The following is a 13,220-nucleotide window of genomic DNA, read 5'->3' on the forward strand; positions in this document are numbered from 1 at the left end:
TTGCGCACAGTTTGGTCTGCGGCAGCTAGATGTAAAACCTCATGACGGGAAGCCCAAGCCTGAGGAAAGGTCGCTATCCCCTGTTCTGGGCGTTGCATTGGGTACGTCCTTGGCTGTGGCTTCTCTGACGGTCTCCTGGACAGCCTCCTTGGCTTGAGCACCCTTGGCCTTCAAGGTCTCGGTCAAGCGGTCACTGCTGGCGCCAAATAACTGATCCTCTTTTCGCGTGCCGGGTAGCGCCGCTCCCAATGCTGCCCCCAGCGCGATCCCTAGCGCGGCCAGGACCAACGGCTGTTCCTTGAGCAGATGATCGAATTGCCCCTTCAAGGCCGTGGCCTGGTCGCCGAGCTGATGTGCGCTACCGCGCAGACTGTCTGCCGAATCCTGCATCGAGTCGCGCGCGTCTTGGCCCAGTTCGCCGACCCGGTCACGCAGATCATGGGCCTTGCTACGCATGCTGTGGCTGGCATCGTGCAAGGCCTCGCCTGCGTGGGCAAAGGCGCCTTTTACACTGTCGACCGCCTCGCCGAGCTTCTCGCCCAATCCAGGTCCGCTCTGTGCAGGGCCGGGGTTGAACGGGCGATTCTGATTAACGCCTAGCCAAGCCAGCCCTAGGACCGTAAGGGCGGTTGGCACCGGGTTGTTCTTCAGCGTGGTGCCCAGGTTATGGAAAAATTCCCCGCCATTGCCCTTGCTGTAGGCAAGCACCTGATCCATCAGTTGCCCGGGGCTCAGACGCTGCTCCAAGGCATCGACCAGATCGCTGATGTGTTCGCGCTTGGCATTGATTTCCTGCTCAAGCACGTCAGGGTCTTTTTGCGTGTCCTGTTCGAATGAGCTACTCATGGCAGTTTCCTCTTCAACGCATCCTTGTCCTGCTGCATGGCATGCAGCGTGCGATCAGGTGTCAGCTGCGAAGGCTCGAACTGTTTCTTGCCCGATTGCAGCATGATGAAGCCGATAATCACGGTCACGGCGCCGACGATGAGCGCCGCCAGCCAAGGCTCTACCACCATGGCCAGGGCATACACTGCGGCCAGCAGCAGGATGATCAGCCCTGCCAATAACACCATCGCACCTGCAGCGACCGCCGCAGTGCCGGCCTTCAAGGTACTGAGGTTGTGCTGCAACTCCGCCTTGGCCAGGGCCAGTTCCTTGCTGAACAGCTCGGGGACTTCGCGCATAAGCTGGCGCAGCAAGCCGCCTACGCCGACCGGATCGTCAGCGGTTGTGTGCAACCCTGGGGTCGCCTGTAGAGGGTCCTTGTTCATCATTCACCTCCTTTGAGCGGATCACGCTCCAGTGGTCCGCCGCTCACCGGCGTACCGGCGCCCATCCCGACTGGATCGACTGGGGTATAGGGTTTGTGGGTAGACACATCGCTGGCGCGGTCCGGGTGCGCAGCCGTGCTTTGATAGGGCTCGCTGGCACCATAGGCGGGAGTCGGCGCAGCGTTGGTTGTGGCAGGGTTGGCGCTGGCCCGGAGAAACCGCGACAAGGCAAAGCCGATCGCCACGCTGCCGGCGAGAAACAGCGCCGGATTATCCCGCGCCAACCGAGATCCTCGGTGGAGCAGGTCTTCGGCGCTCTCATGACGGATTTGTTCGGCGAAACTGCCAATGCACTCGGCGGCCTGACCCAAGTACTGGGAGAGCCCCAGGCTATCACCGCCTTGCAACGCCGACGCTGCCGAGCGTGCACCTTGCTTGAGTGAGTCGAGCTGGTCAGCGGCGGTGTCGCGGTAGTGCTCGAACTGCTCATTGCCTTGAGTCTTCGCCTCATTGAGCAGGGCCCCTGCTTCATCGGTAATGGCGTGCAGGTGATCCTGGGTGCTGCTCGGCGGTGCAGCCGAGCCTTGATCGCGTTCCATGGTCATGTCCCTCGCAAATGATCAGCCGGCGGCTGCCGGATGAAGTGCCTTCATTCGGGGGACGCAGCGCTGGTTCATGGAGTTCAGTCAGAGTGATCGGTAACCCTTAGCCCCAGCGCTAAGGGCTTGCGCGGGGTTTACTGGCGAGCAATACACTGGGTAGATACGCGGTTGCCGATACGCGGTTGCCGTCGATTGGCGTGAACCAAATCAGGGCGGCTACCGTCCACCGCTAAACAACCGGCGAGTACCTCAGATGCCTAAAGACACCGTCGTGGCCGCACTCGACTACCTCAGGCATAACGCGCTGCTATTGACCACGGCCGAATCCTGTACGGCCGGCTTCATGGTGGCCCTGCTGGCCGAGATTCCCGGGACCGGCGAAGTGCTCGAGAGCGGCTATGTGGTGTATTCGCCCAGCGCCAAGCAACGCCTGCTGGGGGTCAGCCCACAAACCATCGAGCGCTACGGACTGACCAGCGAAGCCGTTGCCTGGGAGATGGCGATCGGTGCCTTGAAAGACAGCACTGCCAATGTCGCTATCGCCACCACAGGGGTAGCCGGCCCGGAGCCTGAAGCCGGCATAGCGCCGGGAACGCTGTGTTTCGCTTGGGCATTTGCCGGTGAGCCGTTCGCAGTGTTCACCCGCAGCCGGCGTTTTTTCGGTGAGCGTGCCGAGGTGATGCACCAGGGGGCGGTGTTTGGTCTGACCCAATTGGCCCACTATCACCAACGCTGGCTGCGCGGCGAGCGCGCGTGAGGGCGTGGCAATGGACAACGATGAGCTCGTTTGCCGCCGACATGTGCGTGACACAACGCCAACCGTCAATGCTATTGAACGCTGTCGCTCAGTGCGGACTCCATCGAAGGTAATGCCTATTATCCCGCCTGCGATGAGGTCTTCGAATGAACGCTATCGAATTGCTGACGCAAGATCACAAGCTCGTGAAAAAGCTCCTGGAGGAGCTATCTACCACTACCGAGCGCGCGGTCAAGAAGCGCGGCGAACTGCTCCAACGCATCGAGCAGGAGCTGCAGATCCATACCGCGCTTGAAGAGCAGATTCTTTATCCGGCCATCAAGCAAGCCGGCGGCAGAGAAGAAGAGAAGTTGTATTACGAGGCCAAGGAAGAACACCGCACCGTCGATTCACTGGTACTCCCCGACCTGCTCCACACCGCCACCGACACCGTCGAGTTTGCTGGCCGGGTGAAGGTCATGAAGGAGCTGCTGGAGCACCACATCGAGGAAGAAGAGAGCGAGCTTTTCCCAACCGCGAAAAAGCTACTGGGCAAAGATGCATTGGAGAGCATGGGCCAGGCGATGCTGGCGCAGAAAAAGTTGCTCAAGAACGAGCAACGCGCAGCTTGAGCGACGGCTTTAAGGTTGTGCGTGCGACTGATGCATAGGCGCACGCACAACCTGCGCTTCACCCACGCAATCTCGGCAGTTCGCGGTCTACAAGCGCTGCAGCAGTGGGTTTGCGCTAAGCGTGCTGCCTGTCAGCCATGCCGTCCTGCGTTTGGCCAATAATCCGCTCCAGCGATGGCAAGCAGGTAGTGTTGATCGGCCTCGATGCGCAAGTCGCGCCACTCTTGCCAACTCACCAGCCCGCATCGATCCATTTCGTCCGCGTGCCTGAGCAGTTGGTCGTGGTAGTCGTTCGGACACTCCATGCGCAGCTGCAAGTCTTCGAGCATTTGATACCAGGCAGCCAGCGCACGCAGTCGTGACTCGTCGTGTGCTGTGAATGATGCGCAGAAGACCTTCATTTGGACAGACCCTCAGAGTCAGTACATGCACTGTAGGCTGCGGGGCGTGTGAGCCGCACTTGCCTACATCCCCTTCTCAAGGCCGGTTTTTCTTCTCTGCTTCAGCCAGGCGCCGCTCGATTTCAAGTGTCTGCTGCTGTTGCTGCTTGATCGAAGTCGGCGTGATCACCTTGTCTACCGCTTCGGTATCTGGATCTGGCTGTTCCAGCACCGGATCGGGCGAAGGCTCGCCCTTTTGCGCCTGGTCTGAAGATATCGGCCGAGGCACTTTGTCTGCCAATTCACGATCAGCCAGATTGGGATCAGTGTGCTTCATGGCGGTTGTCCTTCAATGGGGTGTGTTATTCAGCAGAGCCCGACAGCGTGGAAAAGTTTGATTCAATTGCATCAGGTCCAGTAGCGTTCTGAGGTTTAAGCCCTTCCCGCGATCTGCCAGTGCCCGCTCCCGTGCTCGATAGTCGGCAACAGGAGCGGTGCGCTGGCATTGAACTGGGCCAGCGCATCGCCGCAGCAGCTTGACGCCCCAACAAGCACTTAGTAAATTCACCACCCCCTTCTTTTTCGGCCACCTCTTCAGTGCACCGCCCAGGCGTTAATTCGCGAAGCGGGCATACACGATGCCGAGTCCCCCACGGTCGCCAGGCACTGGCGCACCACGCTTCCGACATCCAGTGAATGAGGATGATTGCATGATCATTCGTCAGGCTAATGCTGCGGACCATCCGCTGCTGCTTAGCATTTGGCTGCGCGCTGTGCGCGCAACCCACCATTTTTTGCAAGCGTCCGACATAGACGCCCTGCTCCCACAGCTGCGCGATATCTACCTACCGGCAGTCGAACTGTGGGTTGCGGTTGATAGCGAAGATTCGCCACAGGGCTTCATTGGGCTCAACCAAGGCCACGTGGAAATGCTCTTCATCGATCCGCATCTGCACGGTCAAGGTACTGGCCGTGCCCTGCTCGATTTTATGCGTGAGTCGCACAAAACACTGAGCGTCGATGTCAACGAGCAAAACCCGCAAGCAGTGGGTTTTTACCTGCATTACGGCTTCGTTCAGACCGGTCGCTCACCCCTCGATGGTGAAGGCCGGCCATTCCCGTTGCTGCACATGAAGCTGCCCGGTTGACGCCGTGACAGCCAATCGCCCCTAGCGTTACCCGTGCAAGCGACTGCTTGACGCACGCCTGCGGGCGCTCTGCGCGGGGCGGTTCATCGATTGCGCTGATTATTACTATCGAGCCGCCGGCCTAATGGGCTGAGAAGCCGGCTCCTATAATCGCCGTCAATTTTCTGCGTTTTCTCGCCTGTTGCAGGCGACCTTGCACCTTGGAACTCTACACAATGCCAAGCGTCAACCAGGCCTCTGAAGGCCTTCTGGAACATAATCAACAGAGCGTCAGCCAGCAGTGGCTGGCGATTCTCTCGGTCGCGGTGGGCGCCTTTGCCCTGGTCACCAGCGAGTTTCTCCCGGTGGGGGTGCTCAACGATGTCGCCAGCGACCTGGGCATCAGCGCCGGCCAAGCCGGCCTGATGGTTACCCTGCCCGGCATCATGGCCGCCCTCGCCGCGCCCTTGCTGTCGGTAGGCATTGGCGCGTTGGATCGGCGCTACCTGCTGATCGGCCTGACGTTGATCATGATCATCGCCAACGCGGTCGTGGCCTATGCCAGCGACTTCGGCCTGCTGCTGTTTGGCCGGGTACTACTGGGCATCAGCATCGGCGGTTTCTGGGCAACGGCAATTGCCCTTAGCGGCCGATTGGCGCCCAAGGGGGTCGGCGTAGCCCAGGCCACTTCGATCATCATGGTCGGGGTGACCTTGGCCACCGTGCTGGGTGTGCCGGTGGGCACCTGGCTCAGTGGCTTGATGGGCTGGCGCATGACCTTCCTGGTCACCGCGTTGGTCGGTATACCGGTGCTGTTGGCGCAGATCTTCCTGCTGCCGCGGCTCAACCCCGACAAGGCGATCCGCATCAGTGACCTGCCAGCATTGTTCATCAACCCACAAGCGCGGGTTGGCTTGATCGCCGTGCTGCTGATTGGCCTGGCGCACTTTGCCGCGTACACCTATGTCGCGCCGTTCTTCAAACAAAGTGCCGGCTTCGATGGGCCGACCATTGGCTCGCTACTGTTGCTGTATGGCGTGGCCGGGGTGCTGGGCAATATCTTCGCCGGTTTTGCCGCCAACCGCAGCGTGCGCCACACCTTGTTGCTGGTCGCGTTGCTGATCGGCGTGAGCACCGCGCTGTTCCCGTATTTCGCTACCGGCATGACTGGCGCTGCGATGCTGATCGCTTTGTGGGGCTTCGCCTTCGGCGCGTTCCCGGCCTGCGCCAGCATTTGGATGTTCGTCGTAGCGCCCAAGGACGTCGAACGCGGTATGCCGCTGTTCGTGGCCATGTTCCAGGTGATTATCGCGCTGGGCTCGTTCTTCGGCGGACAGATCGTCGACCAGCTGGGCAGCTCGGTGCTGTTGAGTTTGGCCACGGCGCTGGTCGGCTGCGGGTTTGTCACGGTGCTGGTGCTGGGGCGCAAGGTCAGTAACAGTCTGGCGGCCCAGCCCTGCTAGCAGCGACACCTCATTAGGCTGCTGCGGCCCAATTCGCGGGACAGGTCGCAGCGGCTCCCCGGGCGCTGGCTTGCGCGTCGCGCTGACCACTCAGCCAACCCATGACCTGAAGCAGCTTTACCGCGCGCAACCCGCGCTATGCTGGCTAGCACCTTTATTGCAGCCAGTGAGCGAACCATGACGGACCATGCCTCACAGCAGCCCTCGCCTGTTGCTGTGCGCTTTCCACCCGGGCTGATCATCGCCTGCCTGGCGTTGGCCGGGGTCTTGTTCCTGCCGTTCCCCGACACCTTGCCTGTAGCAGGCCAGCGCATGCTGGCGATCCTGGTATTTGCCGTGATCGTGTGGATCACCGAGGCGGTTTCCTACGAAGCCAGCGCGATCATGATCACCTCGCTGATGGCCGTGCTGCTGGGCACCGCGCCGACCCTGGCCGACCCTTCGCTGAGCTACGGCTCTTCAGCGGGCGTGTCGATGGCGTTGTCGGGCTTTGCCAACCCGGCGTTGGCGCTGGTGGTCGGCGCATTGTTCATCGCCGCGGCGATGACCCATACCGGGCTGGACAAACGCATCGCCCTGGTCACCCTGACCAAGGTCGGTGCCAGCACCCGACGGGTATTGCTCGGGGCGATGATCGTCATCGTCCTGCTCAGCCTGGTGGTGCCCAGCGCAACGGCGCGCAGTGCCTGCGTGGTGCCGATCATGATGGGGGTGATCGCCGCATTCGGGGTGCCGGCGCGCTCCAACATCGCTGCCGGAATCATGATCATCGTCGCCCAGGGCACCAGCATCTGGAACGTCGGTATCCAGACCGCAGCGGCGCAGAACCTGCTGACTATCGGCTTCATGGACAAGATGCTGGGCGCGCGGGTGTCGTGGCTCGACTGGCTGATCGCCGGCGCGCCTTGGGCGCTGATCATGTCGGTGGTGCTGATCGTGCTGGTGTTGAAGCTGCTGCCGCCGGAAAGCGACAGCGTGCCCGGCGGCATGGCCGGGGTCAGCCAGAGCCTGGCCCAGCTGGGGCCGATGAGCGCCGCGCAAAAACGCCTGGGTGTGGTCTCGCTGCTATTGCTGTTGGCCTGGGCCACTGAAGGCCGCCTGCACCCGTTCGATACCACGACCACCACCTACGCCGGTCTGGTGGTGCTGTTGCTGCCACGCTTTGGCGTGATGACCTGGAAGGATGTGCAAGCGCGCATCCCGTGGGGCACGGTGATCGTGTTCGGCGTCGGCATCAGCCTGGGTACCACCTTGCTCACCACCCAGGCCGGGCAGTGGCTGGGCGCGCAAGTGGTGCAGCACACAGGTCTGGATCAGCTCAGCTCGCTGGGCGTGCTCGCGGTGCTCGGCGCGTTTTTGATCGTCATCCACCTGGGGTTCGCCAGCGCCACCGCGCTGACCTCGGCGCTGCTGCCGATCTTGATCGCCGTGCTGCAAACCCTGCCGGGCGAGTTCAGCCGCATCGGCATGACCATGTTGCTCGGCTTTGTGGTCAGCTTTGGCTTCATCTTGCCGATCAACGCCCCGCAGAACATGGTCTGCCTGGGCACCGACACGTTCACCCCGCGCCAGTTTGCCCGGGTCGGCCTGTGGGTCACGGCGATCGGCTATGCGCTGCTGCTGGTGTTCGCCAGCACCTACTGGTCCTGGCTGGGGTGGATGTAAACCCGAGCAGGGTCATGCGCGCAGCCGACGCTTCACGGGTATTGGCTATGCTGACCCTGCAATAACTCAAGCTCACTCAGCATTACACGGAGGCATGTATGAAAGCTGCTGTTGTTGCCCAAGGGCGTCGCGTCGAGGTCGTGGACAAAACCCTGCGCCCGCTCAAACACGGTGAAGCGCTGCTGAAAATGCAGTGCTGCGGCGTTTGCCACACCGACCTGCACGTCAAGAACGGCGATTTCGGTGACAAGACCGGGGTAATCCTCGGCCATGAAGGCATCGGTATCGTTCAGGAAGTTGGCCCCGGCGTGACCTCACTCAAGCCAGGCGACCGCGCCAGCGTGGCCTGGTTCTTCCAAGGCTGCGGCCACTGCGAGTACTGCAATAGCGGTAACGAGACGCTGTGCCGCGAGGTGAAGAACTCCGGCTATACCGTCGACGGGGGGATGGCCGAGTCGTGCATCGTGGTCGCCGATTACTCGGTCAAAGTGCCGGATGGGCTCGACTCTGCCGCCGCCAGCAGCATCACTTGCGCAGGTGTCACCACCTATAAGGCGGTGAAGATCTCCAACATCCGCCCCGGTCAATGGATCGCCATCTACGGCCTCGGCGGACTGGGTAACCTGGCCCTGCAGTACGCCAAGAACGTGTTCAACGCCAAGGTCATTGCCATCGATGTCAACGATGAGCAACTGCGCTTTGCCAGCGAGATGGGCGCGGATCTGGTGATCAACTCACGGAGCGAGGATGCCGCGAAAATCATCCAGGAGAAGACCGGCGGCGCCCACGCTGCGGTGGTCACGGCGGTGGCCAAAGCGGCGTTCAACTCGGCGGTCGATGCCCTGCGTGCCGGTGGCCGCCTGGTCGCGGTAGGCTTGCCGCCAGAAGCCATGAGCCTGGACATTCCACGGCTGGTGCTCGATGGCATCGAAGTGGTCGGCTCGTTGGTTGGCACCCGGCAAGACTTGCTCGAGGCGTTCGAATTCGCCGCGCAAGGCAAGGTCGTGCCCAAGGTGACCCTGCGCCCGGTCGAAGACATCAATCAGATTTTCGACGAGATGCAAGAAGGCAAGATCAAAGGCCGCATGGTGATCGACTTCAGTCGCTGAACATGCCCTCGCCTCGGCATGGGTCAGCCAGCCTATGCCGGGGTATCGCTCGCTGCCTTACATGAACGAATCTTCATCTGGCCGGTAAAGCTACTGATAGCGGGCCGGACAGGCCAAACCTGCGCCCCGCCAGGCGGCGCGCGCCTTGAGCCTGGCGTATCGGTTGCGTAGCATCGCCGCCCCGGTCAACGTACCTGCCCTTTTGGTGGCGGTACTCAAGCTCAAGAGCGCGCATGCCCCAACCCATCCCCCTCAAAGACCACGACAAAGAAAAGCACCTGGTCAACCGCCGGTTGCTGGTCTGTGCCGGGCTAACCCTGGGCCTGGTGGCAGTGCTGGTCGGGCGGTTGTATGTGCTGCAAGTCCTGCAACACGACCAGCAGAGCGCGGTATCGGAAAACAACCGCGTGCACGTGCTGCCTATCGCCCCCGAACGCGGGCTGATCTACGACCGCAATGGCGTGGTGCTGGCCGACAACAAACCCAGCTTCAATCTGACCATGACCCGCGAACGCGCCGGTGATTCGGCCAGGGTGCTCGACGCCCTGGCGCAGATACTCGGGCTGGGCGAGGATGATCGTGTGCAATTCGACAAGGACCTGCGCCGTGGCCGCAAGCCGTTCGAGCCGGTGACGTTGATGGTCGGGTTGTCCGAGGAGCAGATCGCGCTGATCGCCGTCAATCAGTTCCGCTTGCCGGGGCTGGAGGTCCAAGCGCAGTTCATCCGCGAGTACCCGCTAAATGAGCACTTTGCCCACTCGGTCGGCTATGTCGGGCGGATCAACGAGAAGGAGGCCAAGAGCCTCGACGCCACCGAGTACCGCGGCACCCAGTCGATCGGCAAGACCGGTATCGAGCGCTTCTACGAGCGCGAACTGCATGGTCAGGTCGGCTACGAGGAAGTCGAGACCAACGCCCAGGGCCGGGTCATGCGCGTACTGCGTCACCAGGACCCGACCCCCGGCAAGGACATCATCCTGACCCTCGACGCGCACTTGCAGCAGGCCGCTGAAAAGGCCCTGGGCGACCGACGCGGGTCAGTGGTAGCGCTCGACCCTGCCAGCGGCGATGTGCTGGCGATGGTCAGCAAGCCAAGCTTTGATCCCAACCTGTTCGTCAAAGGCATCAGCTTCAAGCAGTACGCCGCCCTGCGCGACTCGATCGACCGCCCGCTGTTCAACCGGGTGCTGCGCGGGCTGTATGCGCCAGGCTCGACGGTCAAGCCAGAGGTGGCCATCGCAGGCCTGGACAGCGGCGTCATCACCCCGGCCAGCCGGGTGTTCGACCCCGGCTACTACGAGCTGCCCAACTATGCGCACAAATACCGCAACTGGAACCGCAGCGGCGATGGCTGGGTGGACATGTACAGCGCGATCATGCGCTCCAACGACACCTACTTCTACGACCTGGCGCACAAGCTGGGCATCGATCGCCTGCATGACTACATGGCCGAATTTGGCCTGGGCCAGAAGGTCTCGCTGGACATGTTCGAGGAAGCCGCAGGCTTGATGCCTTCAGCCCAGTGGAAACGTGCCACCCGCCGTCAGGCCTGGTTCCCAGGCGAAACGCTGATCCTCGGCATCGGCCAGGGCTACATGCAGGTCACCCCGTTGCAGCTGGCCCAGGCCACCAGCCTGCTCGCCAGCAAGGGTGTGTGGCACCGGCCGCACCTGGCAATGACCGTCGCCGGTGAGCAGCCGGTCGATCCGCATCCGATGCCGGATATCGTCCTGCGCGACAAGCGCGCCTGGGATCAGGTCAGCCAAGGCATGCAGATGGTCATGCACGACCCACGCGGTATTGCCCGGGCGTCCGCCGCCGGCGCGCAGTACCGGATTGCCGGCAAGAGCGGTACTGCACAGGTTGTCGCAATCCGCCAGGGTGAACGCTACAACCGCAACAAGACCCTGGAGCGCCATCGCGATAACGCGCTGTTCGTAGGTTTTGCCCCGGCTGATCATCCCTCGATCGTGGTGGCGGTGATGATCGAGAACGGTGAAGCCGGGGGCCGGGTTGCCGGGCCTGTGGTGCGCGAGGTGATGGATGCCTATCTGCTCGATGAGCAGGGGCATCTGAAGGCGCAGTATGCCGGTGGCGATCATACCTCGCCGCATAGCTGAAGACCTGGGTCGTCTATGCCGGACGGTCAACCTGGCGTGGGAGCGGGCTTGCCCCGCGAAGAGGCCGGTACATCTCAGCGCAAAATCCCTCACTGTTAAATCGCATAAACGAATAAGAATATGAATTCTTATTCTTTTTTATCCTGACGCAAATCCTCTATAACTCTCTGCACTGCACAGCCGCCAACACCAGGCCAACTGTTCGCAGCGCAACAGTTGATCAACATCCAGGCCCACAAGGCAACACCGGCTGCACAACAAAACGATGCAACCTGTTGATCTATATGGACATTTAAAATAGGCACGACGATTGCTCAAGCAAAGTCCCGCTCAACCTGACCTGGAGACTTGCCATGAGCACCCCGTTGAACGTCGTCGCTTTGTCCGGTGGCACCGGCCGCCCCTCGCGCACCTTGGCCCTGACCGAGGCCATCCTCGCTGAACTGAGCCAGCACCTGCACATCAAGGCGCAGCTAATCGAACTGGGCGATATCGCCCGCCCACTGGGCGCGGCGTTGTGGCGCAGCGAGCTGCCCGAGAGCGTCGAGCAACAACTGCGCCTGGTGGAAAAGGCCGACCTGCTGGTGGTGACCACGCCGGTCTATCGCGGCAGCTTCCCTGGCCACTTCAAGCACCTGTTCGACTTGATCGGCCAGGATGCGCTGGTCGACACGCCAGTACTGCTGGCAGCCACCGGCGGCAGCGAACGCCATGCGCTGGTCCTCGATCATCAGCTGCGGCCACTGTTCAGCTTCCTGCAAGCGCTGACCTTGCCCATCGGCGTATACGCCAGCCAGAACGAGCTGGCCGACTACCGGGTGACCAGCGAAGCTTTGGCTGCGCGCATCCGACTGGCCGCCGAGCGCGCCGTGCCGTTGTTCGCGGCTCACCATGCGCTGCGCAAAAGCGCCTGAGGAGCGGCCATGAATGCACCCGTGAAACCTGCCCAACGCCCTGCCCTGGCCATCGCCCAAGAACTGGCCGGGCAGTTTGCCCAGACCGCCGTCGAGCGTGACGAGCGCGGCGGCACGCCCAAAGCCGAGCGCGATGCCCTGCGCAGCAGCGGCCTGTTGTCGCTGGCCATCCCGAGCGCCTACGGCGGCCAAGGGGCCAACTGGCGCGACACCTTTGAAGTGGTACGCGAGTTTGCCCGCGTCGACAGCTCGATCGCCCACGTGTTTGGCTTTCATCACCTGATGCTGGCCACCGTGCGGCTGTTCTCCCGCCCTGATCAGTGGCAACCGTGGTTCGAACAGACCGCGCGCAAGCACTGGTTCTGGGGCAACGCACTGAACCCGTTGGATACCCGCACCCAGGTCAAGCACTTCGACGGCTGGTGTGAGTTTTCCGGGCAGAAGAGCTTTTGCTCAGGGGCCAGCGACTCGGAAATGCTCATCGCCTCGGCGGTGGACGAGCGTGCGGGCGGCAAGCTGCTGATTGCCGCGATCCCCAGCGGGCGTACCGGCATCACCCTGCACAACGACTGGAACAATATCGGCCAGCGCCAGACCGACAGCGGCAGCGCCACGTTCGAGCGTGTGCGCGTCGAGCATGACGAACTGCTGCTCGACCCCGGCCCGCTGAGCACACCATTCGCGGCCTTGCGGCCACTGATCGCCCAGTTGCATTTTGCCAACCTGTTCCTCGGCATCGCCGAGGGCGCCTTCGCCGAAGCACGCCAGTACAGCCTCAAGGAGAGCCGGCCGTGGTTCCGCTCCGAGGCCACCAGCAGCAGCGAAGACCCGTACATCCTGCGCCATTACGGCGAGTTCTGGGTCGGTCTGGAAAGCGTGCGCCTGTTGATCGAGCGCGCCGCCGAACAGCTCGACCGCGCCTGGGCCAAGGAGCATGCCCTGACTGCCGAGGAGCGCGGTGACCTGGCCGTGGCCATTGGCACCGCCAAGGTCGCCGCCACCCGCCATGGCCTGGATATCTGCAACCGCCTGTTCGAAGTCACCGGAGCCCGCGCGACCCATGCCTCGCTGCGCTTCGACCGCCATTGGCGCAACCTGAGGACGCAAACCTTGCACGACCCTGTGGACTATCGCATCCATGAGCTCGGCGAGTGGGCCCTCAACGGCAAGCGTCCCGTCCCGTCTTTCTATTCATAAGGCA

At 62.2% G+C, this 13,220-nt stretch carries 14 protein-coding genes; 9 read left to right on the forward strand and 5 right to left on the reverse strand.

Annotation, left to right across the window (positions count from 1 at the left end; all coding sequences use genetic code 11):
* Positions 1-39: 39 nt before the first annotated feature.
* The 3 genes from AAZU54_RS02035 to AAZU54_RS02045 are packed head-to-tail and all read right to left on the reverse strand — an operon-like array spanning position 40 to position 1,870.
* On the reverse strand, positions 40-846 hold the full coding sequence (locus tag AAZU54_RS02035; protein WP_312152231.1) for a DUF3618 domain-containing protein: 807 nt from the start codon (positions 844-846) through the stop codon (positions 40-42).
* Positions 843-1,271 carry a phage holin family protein gene (locus tag AAZU54_RS02040; RefSeq protein WP_434726443.1) on the reverse strand — a complete coding sequence of 143 codons (429 nt, stop codon included), beginning with the start codon at positions 1,269-1,271 and terminating at the stop codon, positions 843-845. Before AAZU54_RS02040 ends, AAZU54_RS02035 begins: the two co-directional genes overlap by 4 nt.
* Positions 1,271-1,870 carry a hypothetical protein gene (locus AAZU54_RS02045; RefSeq protein WP_312152229.1) on the reverse strand — a complete coding sequence of 200 codons (600 nt, stop codon included), beginning with the start codon at positions 1,868-1,870 and terminating at the stop codon, positions 1,271-1,273. Before AAZU54_RS02045 ends, AAZU54_RS02040 begins: the two co-directional genes overlap by 1 nt.
* 256 nt (positions 1,871-2,126) lie before the next feature.
* Here AAZU54_RS02045 and AAZU54_RS02050 point away from each other — a divergent pair, with 256 nt between their 5' ends.
* A complete protein-coding gene (locus AAZU54_RS02050) occupies positions 2,127-2,630 on the forward strand; it encodes a CinA family protein (protein WP_186553359.1) in 504 nt (167 codons plus the stop codon).
* 146 nt (positions 2,631-2,776) lie between these two features.
* Complete coding sequence (locus AAZU54_RS02055) at positions 2,777-3,241, forward strand: hemerythrin domain-containing protein (RefSeq protein ID WP_186553360.1); 465 nt, start codon at positions 2,777-2,779, stop codon at positions 3,239-3,241.
* Between the two features lie 131 nt (positions 3,242-3,372).
* Here the strand turns inward: AAZU54_RS02055 and AAZU54_RS02060 are convergent, their stop codons facing one another.
* Both AAZU54_RS02060 and AAZU54_RS02065 read right to left on the reverse strand, forming a co-directional pair.
* Positions 3,373-3,642 (reverse strand): hypothetical protein, encoded by a 270-nt coding sequence (locus AAZU54_RS02060; protein WP_186553361.1) that lies wholly within the window; start codon positions 3,640-3,642, stop codon positions 3,373-3,375.
* Between the two features lie 76 nt (positions 3,643-3,718).
* Positions 3,719-3,958 (reverse strand): hypothetical protein, encoded by a 240-nt coding sequence (locus AAZU54_RS02065; RefSeq protein ID WP_186553362.1) that lies wholly within the window; start codon positions 3,956-3,958, stop codon positions 3,719-3,721.
* 373 nt (positions 3,959-4,331) lie between these two features.
* On the opposite strand from AAZU54_RS02065, the gene AAZU54_RS02070 reads away from it, so the two are divergent.
* The 7 genes from AAZU54_RS02070 to AAZU54_RS02100 all read left to right on the forward strand — a co-directional run bounded on the left by AAZU54_RS02070 (position 4,332) and on the right by AAZU54_RS02100 (position 13,216).
* The gene (locus AAZU54_RS02070) at positions 4,332-4,769 is read left to right on the forward strand and encodes an acetyltransferase (protein ID WP_405128885.1); all 438 of its coding nucleotides are present in this window, start codon (positions 4,332-4,334) and stop codon (positions 4,767-4,769) included.
* A gap of 215 nt (positions 4,770-4,984) precedes the next feature.
* Positions 4,985-6,211, forward strand: a complete 1,227-nt coding sequence (locus AAZU54_RS02075) for an MFS transporter (RefSeq protein ID WP_312155762.1) — start codon at positions 4,985-4,987, stop codon at positions 6,209-6,211.
* 177 nt (positions 6,212-6,388) lie between these two features.
* Complete coding sequence (locus AAZU54_RS02080; protein ID WP_312155764.1) at positions 6,389-7,876, forward strand: DASS family sodium-coupled anion symporter; 1,488 nt, start codon at positions 6,389-6,391, stop codon at positions 7,874-7,876.
* Between the two features lie 98 nt (positions 7,877-7,974).
* Positions 7,975-8,985 carry an alcohol dehydrogenase AdhP gene (gene adhP, locus AAZU54_RS02085; RefSeq protein ID WP_405128886.1) on the forward strand — a complete coding sequence of 337 codons (1,011 nt, stop codon included), beginning with the start codon at positions 7,975-7,977 and terminating at the stop codon, positions 8,983-8,985.
* 233 nt (positions 8,986-9,218) lie between these two features.
* On the forward strand, positions 9,219-11,105 hold the full coding sequence (mrdA, locus tag AAZU54_RS02090) for a penicillin-binding protein 2 (protein ID WP_434726444.1): 1,887 nt from the start codon (positions 9,219-9,221) through the stop codon (positions 11,103-11,105).
* A 353-nt stretch (positions 11,106-11,458) separates the two neighbouring features.
* Positions 11,459-12,019: an FMN reductase gene (msuE, locus tag AAZU54_RS02095; RefSeq protein WP_186553368.1), complete on the forward strand. Its 561-nt coding sequence runs from the start codon at positions 11,459-11,461 to the stop codon at positions 12,017-12,019.
* A 9-nt stretch (positions 12,020-12,028) separates the two neighbouring features.
* Positions 12,029-13,216: an acyl-CoA dehydrogenase family protein gene (locus AAZU54_RS02100; protein WP_434726445.1), complete on the forward strand. Its 1,188-nt coding sequence runs from the start codon at positions 12,029-12,031 to the stop codon at positions 13,214-13,216.
* The last annotated feature ends 4 nt before the right edge of the window (positions 13,217-13,220 follow it).

Origin of the sequence: Pseudomonas sp. Je.1.5.c (assembly GCF_051129895.1) — a bacterium.
Classification (GTDB): Bacteria; Pseudomonadota; Gammaproteobacteria; order Pseudomonadales; family Pseudomonadaceae; genus Aquipseudomonas; species Aquipseudomonas urmiensis.